The 26,281-nt window shown below is 41.6% G+C and carries 15 protein-coding genes and 1 tRNA gene; 8 read left to right on the forward strand and 8 right to left on the reverse strand.

Features of this window, described 5'->3' with window-relative positions; translation table 11 throughout:
- Window positions 1-4 precede the first annotated feature (4 nt).
- A complete protein-coding gene (locus EHW67_RS01455; protein WP_126160563.1) occupies window positions 5-3,118 on the reverse strand; it encodes a SusC/RagA family TonB-linked outer membrane protein in 3,114 nt (1,037 codons plus the stop codon).
- Between the two features lie 261 nt (window positions 3,119-3,379).
- Between EHW67_RS01455 and EHW67_RS01460 the strand changes: the two genes are divergently transcribed.
- Together EHW67_RS01460 and EHW67_RS01465 are read left to right on the forward strand one after the other, a co-directional pair.
- Window positions 3,380-6,367 (forward strand): ligand-binding sensor domain-containing protein, encoded by a 2,988-nt coding sequence (locus tag EHW67_RS01460; protein ID WP_126160564.1) that lies wholly within the window; start codon window positions 3,380-3,382, stop codon window positions 6,365-6,367.
- A 439-nt stretch (window positions 6,368-6,806) separates the two neighbouring features.
- Window positions 6,807-7,667, forward strand: coding sequence for a hypothetical protein (locus tag EHW67_RS01465; RefSeq protein ID WP_126160565.1), 861 nt, complete (start codon window positions 6,807-6,809; stop codon window positions 7,665-7,667).
- A gap of 126 nt (window positions 7,668-7,793) precedes the next feature.
- Here EHW67_RS01465 and EHW67_RS01470 read toward each other — a convergent pair whose 3' ends face one another.
- From EHW67_RS01470 to dnaE, 5 genes are all read right to left on the reverse strand, one after another.
- Window positions 7,794-8,279, reverse strand: a complete 486-nt coding sequence (locus EHW67_RS01470; protein ID WP_126160566.1) for a c-type cytochrome — start codon at window positions 8,277-8,279, stop codon at window positions 7,794-7,796.
- A 238-nt stretch (window positions 8,280-8,517) separates the two neighbouring features.
- Window positions 8,518-8,591: transfer RNA gene (locus tag EHW67_RS01475), tRNA-Asp, on the reverse strand.
- A gap of 75 nt (window positions 8,592-8,666) precedes the next feature.
- The gene (locus tag EHW67_RS01480) at window positions 8,667-9,596 is read right to left on the reverse strand and encodes a DUF58 domain-containing protein (RefSeq protein WP_126160567.1); all 930 of its coding nucleotides are present in this window, start codon (window positions 9,594-9,596) and stop codon (window positions 8,667-8,669) included.
- A 165-nt stretch (window positions 9,597-9,761) separates the two neighbouring features.
- On the reverse strand, window positions 9,762-10,079 hold the full coding sequence (gene trxA / locus EHW67_RS01485) for a thioredoxin (RefSeq protein ID WP_126160568.1): 318 nt from the start codon (window positions 10,077-10,079) through the stop codon (window positions 9,762-9,764).
- A gap of 155 nt (window positions 10,080-10,234) precedes the next feature.
- Complete coding sequence (gene dnaE / locus EHW67_RS01490) at window positions 10,235-14,671, reverse strand: DNA polymerase III subunit alpha (RefSeq protein WP_126160569.1); 4,437 nt, start codon at window positions 14,669-14,671, stop codon at window positions 10,235-10,237.
- 309 nt (window positions 14,672-14,980) lie between these two features.
- On the opposite strand from dnaE, the gene EHW67_RS01495 reads away from it, so the two are divergent.
- The 6 genes from EHW67_RS01495 to EHW67_RS01520 all read left to right on the forward strand — a co-directional run bounded on the left by EHW67_RS01495 (window position 14,981) and on the right by EHW67_RS01520 (window position 20,758).
- Window positions 14,981-15,526: a 30S ribosomal protein S16 gene (locus EHW67_RS01495; RefSeq protein WP_126160570.1), complete on the forward strand. Its 546-nt coding sequence runs from the start codon at window positions 14,981-14,983 to the stop codon at window positions 15,524-15,526.
- Window positions 15,527-15,539: 13 nt separating this feature from the next.
- Window positions 15,540-16,067 carry a ribosome maturation factor RimM gene (rimM, locus tag EHW67_RS01500; protein ID WP_126160571.1) on the forward strand — a complete coding sequence of 176 codons (528 nt, stop codon included), beginning with the start codon at window positions 15,540-15,542 and terminating at the stop codon, window positions 16,065-16,067.
- Between the two features lie 226 nt (window positions 16,068-16,293).
- Window positions 16,294-17,721 (forward strand): sulfatase family protein, encoded by a 1,428-nt coding sequence (locus tag EHW67_RS01505; RefSeq protein ID WP_126160572.1) that lies wholly within the window; start codon window positions 16,294-16,296, stop codon window positions 17,719-17,721.
- A gap of 103 nt (window positions 17,722-17,824) precedes the next feature.
- Window positions 17,825-18,538, forward strand: a complete 714-nt coding sequence (locus EHW67_RS01510; protein ID WP_126160573.1) for a tRNA1(Val) (adenine(37)-N6)-methyltransferase — start codon at window positions 17,825-17,827, stop codon at window positions 18,536-18,538.
- A 72-nt stretch (window positions 18,539-18,610) separates the two neighbouring features.
- A complete protein-coding gene (locus EHW67_RS01515; RefSeq protein ID WP_126160574.1) occupies window positions 18,611-19,789 on the forward strand; it encodes an acyl-CoA dehydrogenase family protein in 1,179 nt (392 codons plus the stop codon).
- Between the two features lie 378 nt (window positions 19,790-20,167).
- Window positions 20,168-20,758, forward strand: coding sequence for an RNA polymerase sigma factor (locus EHW67_RS01520; RefSeq protein WP_126160575.1), 591 nt, complete (start codon window positions 20,168-20,170; stop codon window positions 20,756-20,758).
- A 192-nt stretch (window positions 20,759-20,950) separates the two neighbouring features.
- On the opposite strand, the gene EHW67_RS01525 is transcribed toward EHW67_RS01520, so the two are convergent.
- Window positions 20,951-22,684, reverse strand: coding sequence for a SusD/RagB family nutrient-binding outer membrane lipoprotein (locus EHW67_RS01525; protein WP_126160576.1), 1,734 nt, complete (start codon window positions 22,682-22,684; stop codon window positions 20,951-20,953).
- Window positions 22,685-22,696: 12 nt separating this feature from the next.
- Entirely contained in the window at window positions 22,697-26,065 is a 3,369-nt protein-coding gene (locus EHW67_RS01530) for a SusC/RagA family TonB-linked outer membrane protein (RefSeq protein WP_126160577.1), read from the reverse strand.
- Between the last annotated feature and the right edge of the window lie 216 nt (window positions 26,066-26,281).

Here is a 26,281-nt window from a genome sequence, read left to right on the forward strand (position 1 = left end):
ATATTTAAAATTGTATGTTCAGACCCACGGAGTATGATTTCTGCAAAGGATAGATTTTCCCGTTGCCCCAGTATCCTCCGGTAGCCTCAGGATCAAAAATTCCAGAAATTTCGGATAGGGTAATCAAGTTTTCCCCGGTCATGAAAATTCTCAACTTCTTTAAACCAAGATTTTCAAGGACATTGGATTGGAAGTTATACCCAAGGCTAACATTCTTAAGGCGGAAATATGCTGCATTCTGCATATACCTGGTCTGTGTCTGCTGGTTTCTCCAAGTAGACCTAAAAGTAGGTCTTGGGAAAAAACCATCAGGATTATCTTCAGACCAATAGTCAAGATGCTCCTTCATACCTGCAGACTGCCATAGGTTGCCAACAGCACCGAAGGTATATGGACCACCTGTCCAAAGATCCCTTTTGGCAACCCCTTGCCAAAGCATAGAGAAATCGAATCCTTTATAATCCAAGCCTGCATTAAATCCAAAACTATATCTAGGAGTAGAGTTTCCAATTACCTTACGGTCACCAGGATTATCGGTAGTAGAATCCCCGTAATCTATACTTCCGTCTCCATTTTGATCCTTATACTGAACGTCTCCAGGGTACCAAACACCTCCATAAATTGGCGTTTGATCTGGACCGTTATCAATTTCATCTTGACTCTGATATAAACCTACGGTCTCAAAGCCCCAGATTTCTCCGAGTTTCTGACCAACTCTATAGGTATTAAGCAAGTTGTTTGGGTTGGAGTATTCGGTTACGGTAGTTACCGCATCAGAAAGCACTAATCCTACATTATAATTAACCTCACCTATCATATCCCTCCAAGAAACATTAAAGTCGAATCCTTTGGTTTCCAGGTTGGCATTGTTAGACTGTGGAGCAGAAGTTCCCAATACAGCAGGAAGTCGCTCTGCAGGTCCAAACATATCTTCCGTAGTTCTTACGAAATACTCAAAAGATAACTGCAAACGGTTTGTGAAAGCCGCTATATCTACCCCATAGTTGTCCGTACTAACGGTTTCCCAGGTAATATCTGGACTGATAATTCCAGGTGTCAGGGTGTAATTAGGTCTTCCATTGTTACCCAACCACCATAGGTTGGTTCTTACTGGCATACGGCCAATGTACAAGTAGTTGGATACGTTTTGATTTCCGATACTACCAGTGGAGTAACGCAACTTAAACATTCCAATCTGATCTATACCCCAGAAGTTCTCTTTGGCAATGTTATATCCAGCGGAGACAGAAGGGAAGAAATCCCATCTATTGTCTGGAGCAAAACGAGAGGAAGCATCATAACGCCCATTAACCTCAAAAAGATATTTTTCCTTATAGTTATAGGCAAATCTACCAAAGTACCCCTGGGTTGCAAAAGAACCTGCAGAGTCATTCACGTGGTCTTCACCCACTGCTGTAGAAATAGAGGGCACACCATCTGTAATAAGATCGTTCTTAGCACTGTAAATACTAGTGAACTCCGTATCTTCTTGCTGATATCCTACCAATCCCGAGAAATTATGCGCCTCATTCACGGATTTTTCATAGGATACCACCAAGTTGGGAGACAAATAAGTCCTTTCACTAGAGTATCTGGAAAAGCTATTATTGTTTCTTATAAAACGCTCTCTACCATCGGGTTCTATCACAGATACCCTGGCAGAATGATTGCTATTGTTAAAGTGCTTGGTTCTGTACAGCAAACTTGGTTTTATTTTCAAATCCTTAATAGGCTCAATAATCAAATTAATAGATCCATCCAAACTTTGATCAATTCCGGTATAACGACCACCATCCAATAAAAATGGAATTTCTGAACCATCACTATAATCACCATTAGGCATAACCACGCCATTAACCGGCCATCTTCTGGCTATGTTGTGCAAGTACAACCCACGGTCATAACTTGGCCTATCGGTCTCTGCACGTGCCAATCTTAGATTGGCAGCAAAGCTCAACCAATCGTTCACCTTACTGGACACTTTAGAGTTAAAGGTATAACGTTGGTAAGAATCGTCCCCGTAATTCATAATACCAGGGGCATCCAAGATAGACCCGGATACGTTGTAATTAACACTTTTTTGCTTTCCTGAGAAACTAATATTATGCTGCTGACGGTGAACAACACCCTTGTACATCTCCTTAAACCAATTAGTATTGGCATTAGACCCAGAATATTGTTGCCAGCGGGTCCCATCCGCGTTGGGAACCGTTACAGGCGTGTTTTCAGGATCTGCCAAATAGTCTTGAATACGACCCATTACTTCATCGGAAAAAACAGCTCCACTACCACCATTGGTAGCAGCCAAATTAAAGTAATTGGCAAATTCCAAGGAGTTCATCATGTCTGGTGTATTAAGCGGAGAAGAATAAATAAAGTTATTGGAATAGGTAAAAGTATTACCATCCAATGCTTCTCCACTTTTAGTCTTAACGATTATAACTCCAAAAGCGGCCCTAGATCCATAAATGGCAGACGAGGCAGCATCTTTAAGAACGGATATATCCTCTATATCATTGGGGTTAATATTGTTAAGATCATTGGGGTTATCCAACGGAATATCATCTACTATAACCAATGGAGCCCCGGTACCTTGAAGATTCCCTACCCCACGAATACTAATATTCATATTAGCACCTGGTTCCCCACCAGAGTTACCAACGGTCAAGGAAAGTCCCGGAGCGGCTCCTTGTAAGGCCTGCATTACGTTGTTAACCGGACGGCTCTCCAAGGTTTCCCCAGAAACCGTACTAACGGAACCGGTTAAATTCTCCTTTTTCTGGGTTCCGTACCCTACTAAAACTACCTCACCAAGCTCCTCGGCCTGAGAAGCCAGGCTTACGTTTAATTGGGTTCTTCCATTAACGGCAAGCTCTGTTGTAGCATATCCCAAATAGTTAACCACAAGAGAAGCACTTTTATCCACTTTAATCTCAAAGATCCCATCAAAATCACTCACCACTCCCTTGGTAGTCCCTTTTTCTACAACACTGGCACCCGGAATGGGATCCCCTGTTTCCGCATCGGTTACCGTACCCTTTACGGTAATCGTTGACTGCTGTGCAAATAAGTGCGCTTGCACCAAAAATAAGCAGCAATACATTAAAATTTTTTTCATTTGAATTGTTTAGGTTAATTAATTAGTTAAATGAATTCAACTTCTTAAACAAGTGTATAAAAAGCCAAGTTTCAGTTTGCCAAATTAGCTATTGTTAAATGTTTCTTAAATTTAAAGGGGTATAAATTTAGGTTACAAGGAGTTACAAATAGGTTACATATTTTCCCTAAGAACAGTACGAAATATTATGATTACATCCCATTTACTAGGCCAATAGCCTATTATTTCATTTATTTGCCACACATTCAATATGGTTAACATATGAACAATTTAAAGTTAACAGGGTTTCTCTTTTTCCTCTGGATACAAATTTTTGGATATGCCCAAGAAAGAATTCTCCCTTTCCAAAGTATTTCTTTTAAGGATGGCCTTTCCGATAATAGGATTGGTGCAATTTTACAGGATAGTGCGGGCTTTATGTGGTTATCCACACAGTTAGGTATTGATAAATATGATGGCCAAGAAGTAAAAACATATTTTCTTCCCAATGAAAACAACCAAGTAAATTCATTAGTTCAAGACAAACGAGGTAGGATATGGGTTACGACCACTGGAGGTTTGTTTTATTTTAATATAGAATGTGATCAATTTAAGCGCTACACCTCTTCGGATCCCTACATTAACAATATCTTGGAGGGGTACATTCCCAATGCACTGGCATTGGACTCCGGTGCCCTTTGGTGCTCTACCACCAACAGTGAAATCATCGTCTTATTTCCGTACGAGGAGAAAGCCGACGAGGTAATCAAAATGCCCAAAGCGACAGTTGACAAAGCTGCTATCAGTACTACCGATCTTTTACAGGATAAAAACGGGATTATTTGGGTAGGGACCAGTAATGGTGGTATATACGCCTATAAGAATTCCAAATTCATCAAGGCAAATTTTCAAGGTAATAATGCCCACATCAACTCACTATCCATGGACCAATCTGGTCTCTTATGGATTGGAACCAATGGCAATGGCCTATTTAGCTACCATCCTAAAACCCAAACAACCCAACATTATTCCACCCGGGAATGGGATATAGCCAAGCGCATATCAAATAATTATGTTATTGACGTAATGGTAGACAGGGACAACAATATATGGATAGGTACGGATGGAGGCGGACTAATCCTATATGAATCCAAGAACAACCGTTTCTTTACTTTTAAACAAAGCCCCTACACCAAGTACCCTATTGCGGACAATTCCATATTGAGCATCCACCAAGGAATAGATAATCTAATTTGGGTGGGTACGGTACACGGTGGGGCCAGTTATTTTAAATACTATGCCTCTGTAAGTCATATTCCAGGCCCCGATTTAGCATTTGACCAGATAGATGAACAAAGCTCTCAAATTTTAGAGGCAGACAATGGCGACCTATGGGTATCGGCCGGCAGAAATGGACTGCGAAGATACAATCCAAAAAGCGGGAAAGTCTCTGTCTTTAAGGACGACCCATCCCTGCAAGACGACCTTAACGGCAATAACGTGGTCTCACTGCTTCAGGATAACCGCAGTAGAATATGGATTGGGACCAACAATGGAGGGTTAAATATCTATGACCCCAACAAGAAAAGCTTTTTAGAGGCCCAGGATCGATTTAACAACATGGCCATATTTGCCATGGAGCAAGATGTGTATGGAAATGTCTGGGTAGGCAGCAATACCGGCATTAGAATATACAATGCCAATTTAAAAATTATCAACCATTTTAATTTAGATAATACCCCCAATCTTAATTCTAACTTCATTACCAGTTTATACAAAGATATTAAGGGCGATATGTGGGTAGGCACCAATTTAGGATTAAACGTTTTCAAGAAAGATACCGTGCTCTCTTACATTTCCGATAAAAGCGATCCCAACTCCCTTAGCAGTAACCGAATTAGAGCCATCACTGAAGACGACGATCTCTCTGTACTTATTGGTACTTATGGCCATGGATTGATGAGGTATCACAGAACCAAGGATGCATTTACCAGGATTGGCAAGAAAGATGGATTGGAAGCCAGTATTATTGGTGGGATATTTCTGGATAAGGACAAAAACGTATGGTGCAGCACCAACTTAGGACTTAGCAAGATATCTCAGGATGGTAGCATAGATAACTTTGGAATACATCATGGAATCCAGGCCTATAGTGGAGGGAGTGCCATTATCAACAAGGACAACTACATAATAATGGGAGGAAGACTAGGGCTCACCTATTTTAACCCATCCGGGTTTAAAAAAAGTAATCCTGACACCCATAAGGTATTTTTCACTTCAGTAGATGTTATAGGCAAAAAAGGAAGCAGAGAAATTAACATTACCTCCAACAAAAATAAAACCATAACCTTAAACCCAGAGGACAATCTTTTATCTATCTATTTTTCAAGCTCGGATTACTGGAGCCCACAAAACAATTACGCCTATAAGTTGCTGGGATTAAACAACGAATGGCATTCCATTGGAAGCCAACAAGCACTAACTTTTTCCAATTTAAACCCAGGCAACTACACCCTACAGGTTACCAATGCGGATAATTTTTCCTTAACTAGCAAATCATTGGCTTCTATCCATATTACTGTACTTCCATCCTTTTGGCAAAAATTCTGGGTAAAGGTACTAGTTGTTTTATTGGGTTTCCTCTTGGTATTGCTTTTTATCAGGATGCGCTTATCATCCGTAAAAAAACAACGGGAACAATTACAGTTACTGGTAGCTTCAAAAACCAAGGAAGTAAAGGCCCAGGAGGAAAAGGCCTACCAAAGTGAAATTGCCCTTTTGAAGATAGAAAAGAAACATCAGAAGTTAAGCCAAAAGAAGCTGATGGAAGAGCTCAATTTTAAAACGGAGGAACTTACCAATTACACCTTGAGAACTGTTCACAAAAACAACCTTTTAACCCAAATAAAGGACAATTTGCTCAATGAGACCAAAGCAAGCAATCCTAATAAAAGCAATTTAAAGAAGATTATCGGACTTATAGACGACAGTTTAATGCTGGATGAAGATTGGGAAAACTTTTATCACCTTTTTAATCAGATTCACACCACCTTTATAAAGAGTCTAAAAGATTACTGCCCTCAGCTCAGCGATAGGGAAATTAGATTATGCGCTCTAATCAAGCTCAACTTTAAATCCCAACACATTGCCACGCTCTTTGGCATTTCATTGAGTTCGGTTAAAGTGGCACGGCACAGGCTTCGAAAAAAATTAAAAATAAAGGAAAGTGAAAATTTTGAAGATTTTTTTGAATCTTTAATAAGCCAATGATCATATAGGCCATGATCCAAGGACTTATTTTGTAAGGCGGATTTCATAATTGGAATACACTATCCCATAGTTTGTACTTTTCCCTTTTTTTTACATCGCCCAAATCCATAGCATCATCCAAACCGAATCTGGATTTGACAGCAAATCATCGCTATGACAAAAAATACCCCAAAAAAGCCTTCTACAGACCTACTAGGCCCTAAGGCTGGTTTAGATATAAAACCCGTCATAGCTTAAAATGAACCATAGGACACTGCCCCCTTTAAACGTTTTTTTGCTAAATTAGAAGCATAGGCAGACACACAACACTTTGAGCAGAGCTTACCAATAAATAGGCAGACAAGTGTACATAGGTGTCCGATAGCCATTATTTACCATGGCTCAAAGGCCAAGATAGTAATTACCCATGTGCATGACCTTCTTTAAAAATCTAACAAAAATGTATAGAATTCCTTTTGGGGCTATATACAAAATTGCCTTGTCCTTAATTTGTTTTGTCTTTACCACCTCGGGAACAATAAACGCCCAAAAGCTCCCGCTACCTTTGCCAGGAAAAAATGCCATTTCGGGCAGTGCTTTTAAGAACAGGATTGAAAATCTCAGCCTAGAAGAAAGGGAAGAGGAAATATTCCAGCAAATAATCAACGGCAATATACCGTCCTTTATACGAGGCTTGGTTCCCATTACCTTTTCCAGTTCCATCAACAATGTTAACTATACAGTGACCTACCATGTAATTCCCGATTATCTGGCCGTTGGTTCGGACTCCGATTATTTTATCATCCCCATGACCCCTAATATGGCACAAAAAATTGCGAACGCCATCCATTTTACACTTCCTACAAAAAAAATGGTAGATCAAATTTGGAGCAACGCCTCGGTAAAACTGGCTCCCTCCCCTATTCCTCCCAGTCCAAAAATGACTACTGTTCCGGTTATGTGGGAACATAATACCAGATTAAAAGAGCAAAGAAAAAAAGCTCTTAAACAAGCCCCTTTGGGAGCTTTGGTGGCCGGACACAAAAAAGATGTTATCATCTCTAACAAAATCCACGAAAACTCCTCCAAACCAGTTGTCATATACGGCTGGCATTACCAAAATGGCACTCCTATCCAACCAGTCTATGCTGGTCATAGTGATACGTATGCCGATTACAGTCACGGAATCCGTTTGGTACAGGACAGTGTCTTGATCAACAATCAAGTCGACCTCATTTCAAATATACTTCAAGATGATGATAAATGTACTTTGTTTAGTGATGAAGGAGTAATAGCGAAACCGTTTTATCCATTAAAGTGAATAAAGACATGAATTTACGATATTTCAATTTCTTAAATTGAGACTCGAGACTACTTATTGAATAATTATCTAAAACCTATCAATATTAGGCTCCCCTAAACTCTTTATGCACGCTAAAAAAATTCATTAGTAAAGATAGGGATAGTATTCCGTGCGCGGTGCCTTTACCTTATACTGGGATTGAAGAAAAGTAACCAGGTCAATAAGCTCTTGTACTGTCATAATTTCATTGTACACCCTCATCTTTGAGATTCCCGAATTGGTGGTTTCATTGGTATTTTTGCGCATATAGCGTCTTGCAATCTTGTGGGTAGGGTTAATTACTGAGGTAACCAATTCCCCGTATGATTTCTGCTTGGTCGATACACCGCCCAGTTCTATTTTGAGCGTATCGGCACCACCTTCCCATTCAATTCCGGCAATGCTATGACATTCATTGCAGGACAAACTCTTATAGGTCGTCTTTCCCCTTTCAACATCACCTTCTGGCAAACCAAATCCTTGTGCCTGCTCATTGCAACTGCTTAGGGACACAGCAACACTCAACCATAAGGAGAGCATCAGATATTTAGACCATTTCCACAATCTGTAATATGTATTTTCTCCAGACATAAATGTTCTTTTTAATTATTAAATGCTGTTCAATTATAATAATATCCAAGAACAAAGCTAAAGATGAAGAACGACGAGACAAATGACCTAAATCATTACGGTCATATAATAATCAAATACCCAGAAAATGAACTTGATCCCACAACAATTGGTCATGATCCCGGACTTGCACCCTATAGATATCGCCCATGCTAGGCACACACAAAAAAAGCCCTCAACTTGCGTTGAAGGCTTTTAGCGGTCCGGACGGGACTCGAACCCGCGACCCCCTGCGTGACAGGCAGGTATTCTAACCAACTGAACTACCGAACCGTGGCGTTTAGCGAGTGCAAATATACACTCCTTATTTAATTGCGCAAACATTTTTTGCAAAAAAAATTCAAGTTTTTACATAAATTTTTGTCGCTCTACCATAAAGGTGTTCATTATCAAGGCAAAACGCTCTTTTACATCCACCTCCACATATTTAATTTTATACTGGGCACATTTTAATCTGAGTGCACTAAAGTAATCTGCAACTTCCTTTTCATAGGCTTCTTTAACAGCATCGGCATAAAGATCTATATGTTTACCGGTCTCAACATCCAAAAAGCGTTTTGGGGTATTCTCAAAATTAAAGTTGAATTCGGTTTCCTTGTCCATAACATGAAAGAGGATTACTTCGTGCTTGTTATACTTTAAATGCTGGAGCGCATCAAACAATTTCCCGTCGTCTTCAGAAGCCTGGAACATATCCGTAAACAGGACAATTAAACTTCTTCGTTTAATCTTCTCCGCAATCTGGTGCAAATAGGTATAGGTCTCCGTCTGCTGCGCAGGTTTTTTTTCCAGACTGATCTCATTTAATTTGGCCAATAACATCTGATGGTGCCTTTCACTGCTTTTTTCGGAAGTATAGTAATGGTACTGATCCGAGTAGACACTCAATCCCACAGCATCCCGCTGCCTTTTAAGAATGTTCATTAACGCTGCAATGGCCAACACCCCAAAGCCAATTTTATTTAGCTTATCCAGGCTTAGCTCGCCCACCTGCGGATAGTACATAGAAGCCGAATTATCCAAAATCATATGGCAGCGCAAATTGGTCTCCTCCTCATAGCGCTTGGTATACAATTTATCGGTCTTGGCAAACAATTTCCAATCTATATGTTTGGTGCTCTCTCCCTTATTATAAATCTTATGTTCTGCAAATTCAGCTGAAAAACCGTGAAAGGGACTCTTGTGGATTCCACTGATAAAACCCTCTACCACCTGATTCGCCAAAAGTTCCAAGTTTTGAAACAAGGCTGCCTTATGTAATTCTGACTGTAGGTTCATACTGCTAAGATAACGAAGATATGGCCTGCATTATAAACAGAAGGTATAAAACCGTTCACTGGCAAACTGCAATTACCCCTATTAAAAACAGAGCATAAAAAAATCCCGCCTGTTTCGCGGGATTTTTTTATGTGTTATCCATTTTACTGGACAATGGTTAAACGCCTACAACAGGGCATCTATAGCATCGGTATAAACCTTTTTAGGGGATACACCCACCTGTCTGTTTACTATTTCCCCATCCTTGAAAACCAAAACAGTGGGGATATTTCTAACACCGTATTTAGCGGCAAATTCTTGGTTGGCGTCTACATCCACCTTACCAACAACGGCTTTACCGTCATACTCGCTGCTCACCTCTTCAATGATAGGACCTACCATTCTACAAGGACCACACCAAGCTGCCCAAAAATCCACTACTACCGGTTTATCACTTTTTAAAACTACCTCATCAAAGGTAGCATCTGTTATTTCTAATGCCATGTTCTATTTTTTTTAAATATTATACAAATTTAGACAAATAATTTGCCTTTTCCTTACTATGGTTGTATTCGTTTTAGTTATGGTAATATTGACAATTCCTATTCTACCTTAATAACGGGGTCATGGCCCTTATATTATTTAACATCCCATAACCGTCAATTTAACTTATATAGCACGTCTTGCTTATTCAGCTCTAGGAGCAATTCACTGGATATATGGATCTTTTGCTTTCTACTGGTCATATTTACCTTTATCTGTTCCTCCATCTCATATACCACAAAGCTAAGAGGATGGTTGCCTTGATGTGAGACCAAAGTGTCCTTCAACTCCAGAATATTCTCTTCCCTTAACTGGGCAATGTCTAACTTAATCGTGAGTTTTTTGGCAAAGGTTTCCATAACATCTTGCAGCATCATGATCATATTAAACTGCATTCTTGGATCTCCCTTTTTACCGGTATCCCGATTTACCCATCCTTCACGTACAAACACCTTGACATATGCGAACGAATTGATCATTAGGAAATGACGATATTTCAGATACTCTTCCCCAAACATTCTAAACTCAAAAGAATCGGTATAATCCTCCATGGTGAACATGGCCCAACCCTTGCCATTTTTTGAAACCCTATGCTGCACATCGGTAATTACCCCAGCAAATGAAACTTCCCTGTTTACTATTGCCTCCAGATCGTTTAAATTGGAAAGACTGGCATTACAAAAGGCCTTTATTTCTGCATTAAAATCGTCCAATGGATGTCCGGAAATATAAATCCCCACCACTTCCTTTTCCCGGCGTAGCTTCTCCATGGTTCCCCATTCCTCACAGGGTGGCACCACCGGCTCTGGTATCTGCACTTCACTGGCTTCCCCAAATAAACTCACTTGTGAGGAGTTTTCGTTCTCTTGAAATTTGGCACCGTATTTCATGGCCTTTTCCAAGAATGTTATTCCATCGCCTTCCTCATAAAAATATTGCGCCCTATGGGTATCCCCAAAAGAATCGAAACCACCGGCTACCGCCAAGTTCTCAAAGGCCTTTTTATTGGCCGCCCTCAGGTCTATTCGCTTGGCCAGGTCAAAAACAGATTTAAAAGGACCACCTTCCTTTCTATTCTCCACAATGGTTTCTACGGCACCTCGGCCTACACCTTTAACGGCTCCCATGCCAAAACGTACCGCACCGGCATCGTTAACAGCAAACTTGTAATAGGATTCATTAACATCTGGCCCCAAAACGTCCAACCCCATCCGCTTACACTCCTCCATAAAGAAGGTTACCTGTTTTATATCGTTCATGTTATTGGACAGTACCGCAGCCATATATTCAGCTGGGTAATGGGCCTTACAATAAGCGGTCTGGTAGGCAATCCACGCATAGCAGGTAGAGTGCGACTTGTTAAATGCGTAGGCCGCAAAGGCCTCCCAATCCTTCCAGATCTTCTCTAACTTATCTACTGCATGTCCTTTTTTGGAAGCCTGTTCAATAAACTTCGGCTTCATCTTATCCAGAACATGCTTCTGTTTTTTACCCATTGCCTTACGCAGTACATCGGCCTCACCCTTTGTAAAATCTGCCAGCTTTTGGGACAGGAGCATCACCTGCTCCTGGTAAACCGTAATACCGTAGGTTTCCGCCAAATACTCTTCACAGGCTTCCAGGTCATAAACAATCTCTTCCGTACCGTGTTTACGGGCAATAAAACTGGGTATGTACTCCATGGGGCCAGGCCTATACAAGGCGTTCATGGCAATCAAATCGGCAAAAACCGTAGGCTTTAGGGACCTCATATGTTTCTGCATCCCCGGAGATTCATATTGGAACACCCCAACCGTTTCCCCACGCTGGAACAGCTCATAGGTCTTTTGATCATCCAATGGAAAATTCTCCGGATCCAATTCCACCCCGTGTTTGGCCTTTACAATTTTTACCGTATCCTTGATAAGGGTCAGGGTTTTTAAGCCCAAGAAATCCATTTTTAGCAGACCTGCACTCTCCACCACCGAGTTATCAAACTGGGTACAGTACATATCGGAATCCTTGGCCAAGGCCACCGGGACAAACTTGGTAATATCATCGGGGGTAATGATTACCCCACAGGCATGGATACCCGTATTCCTAACCGACCCCTCCAATACATAGGCCTGGTTAAGGGTTTCCGATTCCAGATCGTCCCCTTCAGAAATAGCCAACAGCTCGTTAATCTTCGCAATCTCCTCGCTATTGAATTTTTCCTTTAGTTTTTTTTCATCGACCCCAATAATTTTTTTAAGCTTGGACATATTGGGAATCAGCTTTGCCATACGATCCGCATCGCCCAATGGCAGATCCAATGCCCTTGCGGTATCCCGGATAGAGGATTTTGCCGCCATGGTTCCATAGGTGATGATCTGGGCCACCTGGTTGGCGCCATATTTATCTATTACATAGTCCATCACACGCCCACGACCCTCATCGTCAAAATCAATATCAATATCGGGCATGGACACCCGGTCCGGATTTAAAAAACGCTCAAAAAGGAGGTCGTACTTAATGGGATCCAGATTGGTTATCCATAAACAATAGGCAACGGCAGAACCAGCAGCAGACCCACGACCGGGGCCCACGGACACATCCATTTCACGTGCCGCCCTAATAAAATCTTCCACAATCAAAAAGTAACCAGGATAACCTGTCTTCTCTATTACCTTGAGCTCAAAATCCAATCGCTCATCTATTTCCGGGGTTATCTCACCATATCTTTTTTTGGCGCCCTCATAGGTAATATGGCGCAGGTATTTATTTTCCCCTCGTTTACCGCCATCTAGTTTATCCTCCTCAAACCGGAATTCCTCTGGAATATCAAAGGCCGGCAACAGTACATCACGGGCCAAGGTAAAGGTTTCTACCTTGTCTATTACCTCCTGTATATTGGTAATGGCCTCCGGAATATCTTTAAAGAGCTCCTTCATCTCCTCCGAGGACTTAAAGTAATACTCCTGGTTGGGCAAACCATATCTGTATCCACGACCACGACCAATTGGCGTAGCCTGTTTTTCCCCATCCTTAACACATAGCAAAATATCGTGTGCATGGGCATCTGCCTTTTCTTGGTAATAAGTATTGTTGGTAGCCACCAACTTTACATTGTGTTTTTCGGCAAACTTGAGCAACACCTGATTTACGCGGTCTTCATCTTCCTGGCCGTGCCTCATGATCTCTATGTACAGATCATCGCCAAAAGTCTCCTTCCACCAAATCAGGGCTTCCTCTGCCTGATTTTCCCCAACGTTCAACACCTTACTGGGCACTTCACCATAGAGGTTGCCGGTAAGTACAATAATATCTTCCTTGTATTGCTCAATAACCTTTTTATCGATCCGGGGAACATAGTATTTTCCGTCCACAAAGGCTATAGAGGACATCTTGGCCAGGTTTAGATACCCTCTTTTGTTCTTGGCCAACATTACTATTTGATACCCATTGTCTTTTTGGGACTTATTGGTGTGATCCTCGCACACCTGAAATTCACAACCAATAATAGGAGTAATCTCCACCTCCGGTTCGGGAAGTTCCTCCAAAGGCTCCTGCCCTTCTTCCAGGGTTCCATTTTTGGTAGCCTCATAGCGTTTTAGGTTCTCCTCATTTCTGGCCACCACGCCTTTATTGTGGTTAATGACCCCATTTACAAAATGAAAGGCCCCCATCATATTGGCGTGATCCGTCATGGCAACTGCCGGCATTTTAGCCTTAGCTGTAGCCGAAATCAAGGCAGGGATACTCATGGTAGACTGCAGAATGGAAAACTGCGTATGGTTGTGCAGGTGGGCAAAATTCGCCGTTTCCAGGGTCGCCAAATTTTCCTTGATCTCTTCCTTGGAAATACCTCCGGTATCCTTCTCCCAAAGGGCATCGGCTATTTTTTTGGAGGCTTTTTTTAGGTTGATATGTTTTAAACCGATCAGCTGTATCTCCTGGGGATTGGCTTCGGAAAAGTTTTTAAAGTAATCCGGACCAACATCCAACTGTTCTGCAGTATACTCCTTTCTACGTACCAGTTCCAAGAAACAACGCGTAGTTGCCTCCACATCTGCCGTTGCATTGTGCGCCTCCCCAAATGGTTCCCCAAACAGGTATTGGTGCAGTTCCGTTAAGGTTGGCAACTTAAACTTACCTCCCCGGCCTCCGGGAATCTGGCACAATTGGGCCGTATGCTCTGTACAGGTATCCAGAACCGGCAACTCCTGCAGGCTATTTTCCACCTCATATCGATGGAATTCCGCCCCCATTATATTAAGGTCGAAACCAACATTTTGGCCCACCACAAATTTTGTCTTGGACAGGGCAGCATTGAATTTCTCCAACACCTCCCCTATGGGAACCCCATCCTGCTGTGCCAATTCGGTAGAGATCCCGTGAATCTGTTCGGCATCATAGGGAATATTAAAACCATCTGGCTGCACCAAATAGTCCTGACTCTCTATCACCCTTCCCATATCGTCATGCAACTGCCAGGCGATTTGAATGCAACGTGGCCAGTTGTCCGTATCCGTATAGGGGGCATCCCAACGTTTTGGCAATCCTGTGGTTTCCGTATCAAAAATAAGGTACATAGCGCGGCTTTAAGTGATGGGGTTTAAAGTTGTAAAAATAAAGAAATACAGCTTAGAGGAAAAGAGCATTTATCAGGAGTTATCAACGTAGCCAGTATTTAAATCCAGACCCGCAATAAGCGCTAGACACCACAGTTTTACATCACTATATGGATAAGAGAGCAGGAATATTTGGCAAAAATTAAATTTTAGTACAATTATTTGATTACCACATAAAAAGAAATATTATATTTGCACCCGCTTAGGAATAACCTAGCAGAAAAATTGAATTAATAATCCAGGGTCGGGCACCCTACAAATTAATGTGATATGCCAGTAAAAATTAGATTACAAAGACACGGAAAAAAAGGAAAACCCTTTTATTGGGTAGTAGCTGCGGATTCTCGCGCTAAAAGAGATGGTAAATTTCTAGAAAAGCTAGGTACCTATAACCCAAACACCAACCCTGCAACTATTGAATTGGATCTAGACAGTTCTGTAAAATGGTTACAGAATGGAGCACAACCTACCGATACTGCCAAAAGAATCCTATCTTACAAAGGAGTACTTTTAAAGCATCACTTGTTGGGCGGTGTACGTAAAGGCGCCTTGACCGAAGAGCAGGTTGAAGAAAAATTCAACGCTTGGTTGGAAGAAAAAGGCAAATTAGTTAGTTCTAAGGTAGAAGGCTTGGCAAAAGCAGATGCCGATGCTAAGGCTAAAGCCCTTGCTGCAGAGAAAGAGATAAACGAAAAACGTAAGGCAGCCGCAGCAGCAGCTGAGGCACCTGCCGAAGAGGAAGTCGCTCCAGAAGCAGCAGCTGAAGAAACTACCGAAGCTGCAGAAGCCACGGAAGAGACTAAAGAAACAGAATAGCGATTTAGAAACGATGACAAAGGAAGAATGCTTCTACCTCGGTAAAATCGTTTCCAAACACAGCTTTAAGGGGGAGGTCCTAATAAAATTGGATACCGATGAACCCGAATTATACGAGAAAATGGAATCAGTATTTGTTTCACTGGGAAACAATCTGGTTCCATTTTTTATTGAAAAAAGTAGACTGCACAAATCCAGTTTACTACGGGTAAAATTTGAGGAAGTTTCCAATGAATCGGATGCGGATAAGGTAATGGGCTCCGAAATATATCTACCTCTTTCATTTCTACCCAAATTAAAAGGCAATAAGTTTTATTACCACGAAATTATTGGCTTTACCTTACAGGACAAGGTCCATGGCGACATTGGCATCATACAAAGTGTTAACGACACTACTTCACAAGCTCTTTTTGAAGTTGAAAAAGGGGACAAACAATTGCTCATCCCTGTGAACGACCAAATTATCACCAAGGTAGACCGTGACAACAAAACTATTTTTGTGGAAACCCCCGAGGGTCTAGTAGACCTCTATTTAGCCTAAAGTATCACTTTTGCGGCTTGCAGCATACCATTGAATTCCATTCCCCTTATCGTCCATGCCCTGTGCCGAGCATCTAAATAAGTAGTTGTACAACAATTGCACTTTTACCAATCCCTTTACTATACTTTTAAATAGTCCCCATAAGATTTTTGGCAGATAACATTTCAAAATACTATTTTAGTCGTTTAATTTCTGTGCAACATCTGTACGATAAATACCCAATGCCATGTTAAGAATTTTACCCTTAGTCTATCTTGCCCTCACCTTGTTTTCCTGTGCCGAAAAGAAGGAAAAAAAAGACGCAAAATCCCCTCCCAATGTAATACTTATTTTTACGGATGACCAAGGTTATGAGGATATTGGGGCAAACGGCTCGCCCAATATAGAGACCCCCAATCTGGACCAGATGGCAAAGGAAGGAATTAGACTAACCAGCTTTTATTCTGCACAGCCTATTTGCTCTGCATCCAGAGCTGGTATATTAACAGGTTGCTACCCTAACCGAATTGGCATACACAATGCCTTAGGGCCTGGTAGCCCAATAGGCATAAACGCCTCCGAGATGACCATTGCCGAAATGCTACAGAACACAGGCTATAAAACTGCCATCTTTGGAAAATGGCATTTAGGCGACAGCCCCAAGTTTTTGCCTACCCGTCATGGATTTGATGAATTCTTCGGAATTCCATACTCCAACGATATGTGGCCCTACCACCCCCAACAGGGAACAGTTTTTAACTTTGGCCCTTTGCCCCTTTATGAAAATGAAAAGGTACTGGATACCCTAACGGACCAAACACAACTTACTACCCAGATTACCGAAAGAAGCGTTGATTTTATCAACAGAAACAAAAACAACCCTTTCTTTTTGTATGTGCCCCACCCACAACCACATGTTCCCCTTTTTGTATCCGACAAATTCAAGGGAAAATCCAAAAGAGGACTGTACGGCGACGTAATTATGGAAATCGACTGGTCTGTGGGAGAAATACTCAAAGCCCTAAAAACAAACGGACTTGAAGAAAACACCTTGGTAATTTTTACTTCGGACAATGGACCATGGCTTTCCTATGGTAACCATGCAGGAAGCGCTTTGCCTTTTAGGGAAGGAAAAGGAACCGCTTGGGAAGGGGCACAACGGGAACCTTTTGTATTGCGCTACCCTAAAGAAATAAAGGCTGGAAGAACAATAGACGTACCCGTTATGGCAATAGATATTTTGCCTACCATTGCCGAAGTTACCGGTGCCCGCTTGCCCAATTTAACCATAGACGGCAAAAGTGCCTGGCCTGTTTTTAGGGGTGAAAGCAATGAGAGTCCCCAAGAGGCCTATTTCTTTTACTACAGGGTAAATGAACTTATGGGTGTGCGCTATGGAAAATGGAAAATGTACTTTCCGCACCGCTACAGGACTATGGAAGGACAAGAACCCGGGAAGGACGGACTCCCCGGCCAATATAAAATGATAGACATGGAGGAGATAGAACTCTATGACGTAAGCACGGATGTTAGCGAGACTAAAAACGTAGCAGAAGAATACCCAGAAGTAGTGGACAAGATCAAGGTACTGGCCAATAATATGCGACAGGAACTGGGCGATTCCCTGCTGGATTTGGAAGGCACCAACAACAGAGAGCCGGGAAGGGTAGATTAAGACCCATAAGTTCCACGCACATTAAACCATTAAAACAATATTGGTATCTGCTAAATAAACAGCAAGCCAAGGGATTCCCTATAAATAGTAAATGCCAAGCATTATGAGCAAGCCATTCGTTTTTAAACAATTTACCGTACACCAAGATCATTGCGCTATGAAAATTGGCACCGATGGGGTCTTGCTGGGGGCCTGGACCTCACTAAAGGGCATGCCCGATTCTATTTTGGACATTGGAGCCGGAACCGGCGTCATTGCCCTAATGTTGGCCCAGCGAAGTGGAGCCAGCAGCATTGAGGGCATAGAAATAGACGAGGCTGCTTATGAACAATGTGTGGACAATTTTGAAAACTCCCCTTGGGGAGATCGATTATTCTGTTACCACGCGGGATTGGATGAACTTACAGAGGATATAGAGGAGCAATATGACCTTATTGTTTCCAACCCTCCCTTCTATTCCGAAATAGTTTCTAGTGGCAACGATTCCAGGGATATGGCAAGACAGAATAGATCCTTGCCCTTTGAAGAACTTATATTGGGTGTTTCCCAACTATTGGCGGAAAATGGCAGCTTTTCTACCATTATCCCCTACAAGGAAGAAGATACATTTTTACAATTGGCCCGCCAGAGCAATCTGTTTCCAAAACGTATCACCAGGGTAAAAGGAAATCTACAATCCGATATAAAGCGAAGCCTTTTGGAGCTACAGTTTGGAGAAACGGAGGCAGCGGTAAATCAGCTTATTATTGAGGAGGGAAGACATCGCTACACACCGGAATATATTGATCTGACCAAAGACTATTATTTAAAAATGTAACATCTATACTTTCTGGTGTTATAATTTTCACAAATCGACTATTTGTTTATTTTTGTTACAAAAGTTATTTGTATGCGACCAGATTTGTTTGAAGCACCCGACTATTACAACTTAGACGATTTATTGACCGAAGAGCATAAACTGGTCCGCGATGCTGCCCGGCAATGGGTAAAGCGGGACATATCGCCCATCATTGAAGAGTATGCCCAAAAGGCCGAGTTTCCAAAACAGATTATAAAGGGTTTGTCCGAAATTGGGGCATTGGGGCCTTATATTCCTGTAGAATATGGGGGTGCAGGTTTAGATCAGATCAGCTACGGACTCATCATGCAGGAGATAGAACGTGGCGATAGTGGTGTCCGATCTACCGCCTCGGTACAGTCTTCCCTGGTCATGTACCCAATTTTCGCCTATGGGAACGAATCCCAACGCAAAAAATACCTTCCCCAATTGGCCTCGGGAGAATTAATGGGTTGCTTTGGACTAACGGAGCCCAACCACGGGTCCAATCCCGGTGGGATGGAAACCAAGTTTAAGGACATGGGCGACCATTATCTTTTAAACGGGGCCAAATTGTGGATCTCCAATTCCCCTTTTGCCGACCTGGCTATTGTTTGGGCCAAGAATGAAAAGGGGCGCATACACGGGCTAATCGTGGAACGGGGCATGGAGGGATTTTCCACACCTGAAACCCACAACAAATGGTCGTTACGGGCTTCAGCCACCGGAGAACTCATCTTTGACAACGTAAAAGTCCCAAAAGAAAACCTCTTGCCCGGAAAAAATGGACTTAGTGCCCCCTTAGGTTGTTTGGATTCTGCCCGCTACGGTATAGCCTGGGGTGCCATAGGAGCGGCTATGGATTGCTATGACACGGCCTTGCGCTATGCCAAGGAACGTATTCAATTTGGAAAACCTATTGCTGCCACCCAATTGCAACAAAAAAAATTGGCCGAAATGATTACCGAAATTACCAAGGCACAATTATTGGCCTTCAGACTGGGGCAACTTAAAAACCAGGGTAGGGCCACCTCTGCCCAAATATCCATGGCCAAACGCAACAACGTGGAAATGGCCATTAAAATAGCTAGGGAAGCCAGACAGGTATTGGGCGGCATGGGCATTAGCGGGGAATATAGCATTATGCGCCATATGATGAACCTGGAAAGTGTTATCACCTATGAAGGCACTCATGACATACACCTGCTGATCACCGGTGCCGATATTACCGGTTTGCCCGCTTTTCAGTAGTTTTTGAATTCCTTCCTTCCGTTCTAGGATAAATATTTAATAGGTGACCTATATTACCTCTGTCTACCACTGTATTTAAGGAATTAAACCAAAAGTTTCCCACTTAGGAATTTATCCCAATTTTCGCTCTGGTAATTCCCAACACACATGCAAATTCCAGAAGGGTCGATAAATACATAACAAGCGGTAAAGCAAAACATAAAAGAAAACAAATGTTATTTAGAGATATTTTGCTAAACCGATAATTGTAAGTATCTTAACTAAGATATTTACATTTTTTACCTATAAATATCATTTTATTAACAATGAAGTAACCATGAAAGCCCAGGTTTTAATTTCCTTGCGGTACGCTTAATAAAGTAAATAGTACTTCTTAAAATGACCAATACCAATCCTGACCACAATACTTTAATTAATCAGCTCGTCTCCGAAAATGAGGAGGCATACGAGTTGTTGGTAGGGTTATTTTACAAGAAACTATTGGTTTATGCCTACAGCCTTTGCAGTGATTATCCCCAAGCACAGGATATTGTTCAAAACGTATTCTTGAGGGTATGGGAGCGAAGGGGGAACCTAATGGTGAAACAGTCGCTCTCCGGCCTTCTTCACAGGGCAGTTTACAATGAATTTATAGATACTGTACGCAAAAACAAACCCACCTATCCTTTGGATGAACTATATTGGAGCAGCTTGAACAACGTTGTAGATGAAGCCAATAAACAATTGCTGGAAGAAAAAATTAACTTGGTAAAAAGGGAAGTGGAGCATCTACCTTCAAAATGTAAGCAGGTATTCTTATTGAGCAAGAGAGACGGCCTTACCAATGTTGAAATAGCGACCTACCTAAACGTATCCATAAAAACCGTAGAATATCAAATTGCACATGCTTATAAGGCAATTAGAAAAGGAGCAGAGGTGAAAATTAAAAAATTGGTCCTAATGTTCTTCTCTATGGTCAAATCGGTTTAATCCTAGGTCAATTCTACTTCTCCTACTGTCTAAAAAGAAGATTGCACCCTACACTTAGAATGCATCTGAACCAAGAATTACTATATTAACCAATAGTTCTTCCCATCCACAAGAATATTTATTAAAAAAACCAGACCTGTACGCGCAGGGCATACAAGTCTGGAATAATATCTAGAACGACTTGACTTTGTATTATTTCAGTAGCCACATTAGCGACCATTGATCATTCACGGGAGGCTGCAATCTACTAGTCGCCTCTGTTAGGTTATCTTCATTAAAGGGGTCGGACAGGATTTGTCTTTTAGGTATATCTTGACCATTAGCACCCTCAATAACATTCTTTTCCAATTCTGGCAAACCTGTCCTTCTCCAGTCGAACCAGGCTTCAGCTGTCAACCACCCTGCAATCCATTTTTGATGCATTATAGGTTCCATCTTATTTGCTGCATTGGTGTAAATTGATTCGGCATTGGCCATATAGGCAGCCTTATCAAAAGCAACCAAAGAATTGCTGTCTTCATCGTATATGGCGGAGCTGGCACCATCAGCAATTTGCCATCGGTCAAAAGACTTTTCAATTCCACTAAGGTAGTAATCCATTGGATTGCCACCAATCCAACCCCGTTCACTTGCCTCCGCCAAAATAAATTGAGTTTCGGCGGCACTCATAAATATAGTAGCCGACAATTCATTGGCATTTTCGGAATATATATTGGTCAAATAAGAGATATGAGGGTTGGATGAATCCCCTAAATATATATCCGGATCCAAGGCGGAAATATCGGAGCGTACATCGGTAACCGTATTTCCCATGTTGTAATCATTAGGTGCGCTTAGGGCGACCCCAAGTCCAACGAACAAGGAAGTATTAACATCATTTGTCAAATCTGAATCGGCATTTCTAGTAGCAATATCCACTGTAGTGTAACGTCTTACCCGTCCATCAACAATATCCACATAGTCAGTGGAACTAGGGAAAATCTGAACATCTACCGGTCTTATCCAAGTAGTTAATCTTGGATCTTTTAATTCGATTAGATCCTTAACAATGGTAGCAGAAGGTTTTCTACGATAGAATTCTGATCTAAAAGTATACGAAAGCGGTCCCCCAGGAAAGCTGTTGTCCGAAGCGGAACCTATCCATTTTACCGCAGCATTATCACTAACAGCGGTCATAATAGGGTTATCAGTAGGATTGTTGACTATAGACGCTATCTCCGCTGCCGGGTCCAGGCCCGAAAGTGTTTTTTGTGATAAACGCATACAATATCGCAAGCGTAGTGAATTGGCAAATTTACGCCACTTCTGACCATCTCCTTGAAAAACCACGTCTGCACTAGACGCAGCACCTATGGTACCTACACCCTTTAACATATCATTGGCCGTTGACAAATCAGATAATATGCCCAAGAAAACATCTTCCTGTGCATCGTATTTCGGTACAAAGGCATCACCCCTCTCCTCACCATTAATGGCTTCCGAGTATGGGATATCACCAAATGTTGAAGTCAAAAACCCATAGGTATACGACTTCATAATGAGGGATACCGCCTGATAATACTTTTTTTCATCACCTTCCTTCTCCGTTTCCGCACGGTCATATATATATTGACTATTGGTTAGGATTGGGAAGAAACTATTAAAATTTTTGGTATCCCAAACAAAATAAAAACTATAGAAGTCAACATTATCACGTTGAAGGTATTGGCTACCAGCACTTACCTCTCTTCCTTTGTAATTGGTATTAGCATCATTTTTAGCTGTTGAGGTTAGGACATTGGTAAGAACGAAGCTAATATCTATCTTATTCTCCGGAAGGGTATTGGAGCTTATATTGGTCTCGTCCAGCGAATCACTACAAGAACACACGGCCAGCACACCCAATGAAAGGATGGACCATTTTAAAGTTTTATATATCTTTTTCATTGTTTTCTCTATTTAAAATGTCAAATTAATTGTAAATCCTACGGGGGCCACCCATGGGAGGGCGTTCCATTTTTCTTTTCCTATATCGTAAGAACCCTTATTCTGATAATAAGCAAGTTCAGGATCTATACCAATATCAGCTGCATTCCACAACATGATATTCTTTGTGAAAATTGAAAATGAAACCCTTTGGGCCGAAATCTTAGAGGCAAATGAATTAGGCAAATCATAGGTAAGCGTAATATTCCTTAACTTAATAAAAGAGAGGTCATACATAAAGGAAGAGCCCACATCCCATAGGCCACCACCCGGTTCCACAACTTTATAAGCATCGAACAACACAGTTCCAGGAGCACCAAAGTTTTCGGTATAGGTGCCATCACCATTATCTATTACTCCAGGCCAGAAAGATCCATTATTAAATCCGTTGTACTCAAAACCACCAGTTTGTGCATCCCTACCCCCTATCCAAACGTTATCGGCTTGATATATTTCAGGGTTGGACTTTATTTCATTCGCAAGTGCAGTTCTATCTCCGTTAAAAGAATTGGAGCCCAAAACTCCACTATAGGTACCGGCATCACCTTGCCATTTATCAATCCAACCAGAACGTGCTGTTCGCTTCATGGTCTCGGAGTAGAAATTCCCCCCTTGCCTCCAATCTATATTGGCGGACAAGGTTAAATTCTTATACTTTACAGAAGTATTCATTCCCATGATGAAGTCATTGGTGCTCTTACCCACCTTTGGCTTAAGTGCATCATCTTTTTGAAATGTGAGACCACCATTATTGTTTAATATGGGCCAGCCTTCGTATTCACCTTCTTCCACCCTTAACACACTGGTAGAATATAGGTCGCCAATAATACCACCAACAAAGGTCTGCTGTTTTAAACTTCCCGCGTTACCTACACTAATCCTATCAATACCATCAACCAATTCCACCAATCTACTTTCCTGTTTGGTAAAATTGAACCCTAAATTCCATTCAAAATCAGCCATACGTACCGGCACCGTATTCAAAGCCAATTCTATCCCAGTGTTTTGGACGTTGCCCGCATTAATTGTTGCGCTACTAAAACCGGACATAGGTGATGTTGTTACCCCAATAATTTGATTCCTATTTTGTGTCCTGTACCAAGTACCATCAAATACAACCCTATTGCCAAAGAAACCTAGATCGGCCCCAACTTCATAAGAAGTGGCTATTTCTGGCTTAAGCTCAGTGTTGGGCAAACTCCCAGGTACGGAATATTGAATGGTATTACCCCAAAATGTTTGATTCAATATTGGATTTATTGTATACGGATCGGTATCCTTTCCAACTTCTGCCCAACCGGTCCGCAATTTTACCAAGGAAACCCAACTGGGCATCTTGGTCATTTCCGAAACCAACATACTTAGGGAGGCCGAAGGATAGAAATAAGATCTATTTTCTTTTGGAAGGGTACTGGACCAATCGTTACGGGCCGTTAAATCCAGGTAAACCATTTCCTTGAAACTTAAGGATGCCAATCCGTACAGACTGTAAATTTCCTTTTCAAACACGCCCGAGTTATAACCCAGCCCTGGCCTAGCCACATTGGACAGGGTATATAGGCCTGGCAATGTAAGAACATCACCTCCTCCATAAAGACTTGTATTTCTACTATTTAAATAGTTACCACCCACAGAAGGGTTGATTCTAAAATCACCTACTTTTTTATCATAAGAAATTAAGAAATCTATGTTGGCCTCCCTTTCATCCAGCTTGGTTTGTTCGTATGCCCCAAATGGTTTTACGGCAGAACTACCAAATCCGTCATAAGACCAAGGGTAAATGGACTCAATCTTCTCGTTATTGGCGCTATAAGCTACACGACCCATGGCTGTTAACCCAGGTAAAATATCAATATCCAATCGCATATTTCCAAAGCCACGGATCTGATCCAAGGTTCTGTCCCTTTCATAGGCAGAGAACCATGGGTTATTAGGAAGAGCCCCAGCTCTTCTTTGTTGCGCACCCTCTACTTCCCAATAATCCTTAAGATCATTGATATTCACATGCGGCGGGTTGGCGAAAATATCCATATATATATCATCATTTCCGTTGTTCGTTAAGGGCAAATTATCCGATGAAGGTTTGGAAATAGTAATATTGGCAGTGAGTTTTACCTTGTCGGTTATCTTATAGCTAGTAGCCAACGAAAACCCAATTCTTTTCAACTCCATTCCAGGGGTAATTCCATCACTTTTCATGTGATTAATGGACAGGTTAAAACTACCTCGATCATAATTGCCACTTACACTGGCATCGGTCTGGGTGGATAGCCCTGTTTGAAAGAAATCCTGTAAACTATTATCATACATCACTAGAGGTTGGGGCTGCCCATCAGTATTCCATTGTACTACCTCAACACCTGCTCTTGGGCCATACCAATACTGCCAAGACGATTCGTTAAACTGGCCCTTTTGACCAGTGGTGAAATCATTTTGTAAATCAAAATAATTATAGGGTACGCTCAGCGTTGTGCTCTGTGTGAATGAGACCCCGATTCCTTTTTTAGCGCCCTCACCAGAATTAGTAGTAATAAGAATTACCCCGTTACCGGCCCTTGAACCATAAAGGGCAGCAGCACTTGCTCCTTTTAGAACCGAAATACTGGCTACATCCAATGAGCTTATATCGCGCATCGCGGCCGTATTACCAACAGGAGAACCGTCAATAACAAGCAGGGGCTCGTTGTTACTGGTCAAAGAAGTCTGACCTCTAATAATCACATTCATTTCAGCATTAATATCACCCCCCATTTCGTTTATTTGCACGCCCGACATTTTACCGGAAAGTCCACTCAACACATTGGTATTGGGCTGTTGATTCAATGCTTCGGCTTCCACTACCGCTACGGCATATCCCAAAGCCTTTTTTTCCCGTTTCATACCCAAGGCCGTAACCACGACCTCGTCCATTTTTTCAGCGGCATAATCCAATAGCACCTCTATGGAAGTTTGATTGCCTACAACCACTTCCTTGGTTTCCATACCAATGTAGGAAACAACAAGAACGGCCTGTGCATTAGGAACACTAATAGTGAAATTTCCGTCAAAATCGGAAACAACCCCTTTGGAGGTTCCTTTTAAAACGATGTTTGCTCCAGGTAATACCTCACCATCAACATCTTTTACAGTACCGGATATTTCAATTTGTTGTGCAGCAATATCGAATTCTTCCAATTCGTTACTAATAATATCTGTACCAAAAAGTGTGGGCTCGGCAGCTTCATGAACGTGTGCACTAACATTTAATAGGGCACAGTATAACAGCGAGATAGTCAGTGTGATTTTTAAATTGTTGATAGGAAGGCAGGACCGCCTACTCCTAACGTTAAAAAGGGTTTTCATAATTTAGAATTGATTATTTGATGGGTATTTAGTTACTCTTAATTGAAAAGTGTTCGCGCATTTTCCAATTGTTATAATGTGTTGCTGTTCATTTGGTTTATTTCATATGTTTTTCAGTTTATAGTTTTAGTAGCATGTAATTTTAAGCACTCGGGTAGGCTGTTGTTCCTTCTGTTGCAATAACCATGTAATGGATTACACATGATTAGCTTCACA

The sequence above is a fragment of the Arenibacter aquaticus genome (assembly GCF_003957295.1).
Taxonomy (GTDB): domain Bacteria; phylum Bacteroidota; class Bacteroidia; order Flavobacteriales; family Flavobacteriaceae; genus Arenibacter; species Arenibacter aquaticus.

Bases quoted from the DNA above. Each gene is read 5' to 3' on its own strand.
- EHW67_RS01455 (WP_126160563.1), bottom strand. From the start codon at position 3,118: ATGAAAAAAATTTTAATGTATTGCTGCTTATTTTTGGTGCAAGCGCAC.
- EHW67_RS01460 (WP_126160564.1), top strand. From the start codon at position 3,380: ATGAACAATTTAAAGTTAACAGGGTTTCTCTTTTTCCTCTGGATACAA.
- EHW67_RS01465 (WP_126160565.1), top strand. From the start codon at position 6,807: ATGTATAGAATTCCTTTTGGGGCTATATACAAAATTGCCTTGTCCTTA.
- EHW67_RS01470 (WP_126160566.1), bottom strand. From the start codon at position 8,279: ATGTCTGGAGAAAATACATATTACAGATTGTGGAAATGGTCTAAATAT.
- EHW67_RS01480 (WP_126160567.1), bottom strand. From the start codon at position 9,596: ATGAACCTACAGTCAGAATTACATAAGGCAGCCTTGTTTCAAAACTTG.
- trxA (WP_126160568.1), bottom strand. From the start codon at position 10,079: ATGGCATTAGAAATAACAGATGCTACCTTTGATGAGGTAGTTTTAAAA.
- dnaE (WP_126160569.1), bottom strand. From the start codon at position 14,671: ATGTACCTTATTTTTGATACGGAAACCACAGGATTGCCAAAACGTTGG.
- EHW67_RS01495 (WP_126160570.1), top strand. From the start codon at position 14,981: ATGCCAGTAAAAATTAGATTACAAAGACACGGAAAAAAAGGAAAACCC.
- rimM (WP_126160571.1), top strand. From the start codon at position 15,540: ATGACAAAGGAAGAATGCTTCTACCTCGGTAAAATCGTTTCCAAACAC.
- EHW67_RS01505 (WP_126160572.1), top strand. From the start codon at position 16,294: ATGTTAAGAATTTTACCCTTAGTCTATCTTGCCCTCACCTTGTTTTCC.
- EHW67_RS01510 (WP_126160573.1), top strand. From the start codon at position 17,825: ATGAGCAAGCCATTCGTTTTTAAACAATTTACCGTACACCAAGATCAT.
- EHW67_RS01515 (WP_126160574.1), top strand. From the start codon at position 18,611: ATGCGACCAGATTTGTTTGAAGCACCCGACTATTACAACTTAGACGAT.
- EHW67_RS01520 (WP_126160575.1), top strand. From the start codon at position 20,168: ATGACCAATACCAATCCTGACCACAATACTTTAATTAATCAGCTCGTC.
- EHW67_RS01525 (WP_126160576.1), bottom strand. From the start codon at position 22,684: ATGAAAAAGATATATAAAACTTTAAAATGGTCCATCCTTTCATTGGGT.
- EHW67_RS01530 (WP_126160577.1), bottom strand. From the start codon at position 26,065: ATGAAAACCCTTTTTAACGTTAGGAGTAGGCGGTCCTGCCTTCCTATC.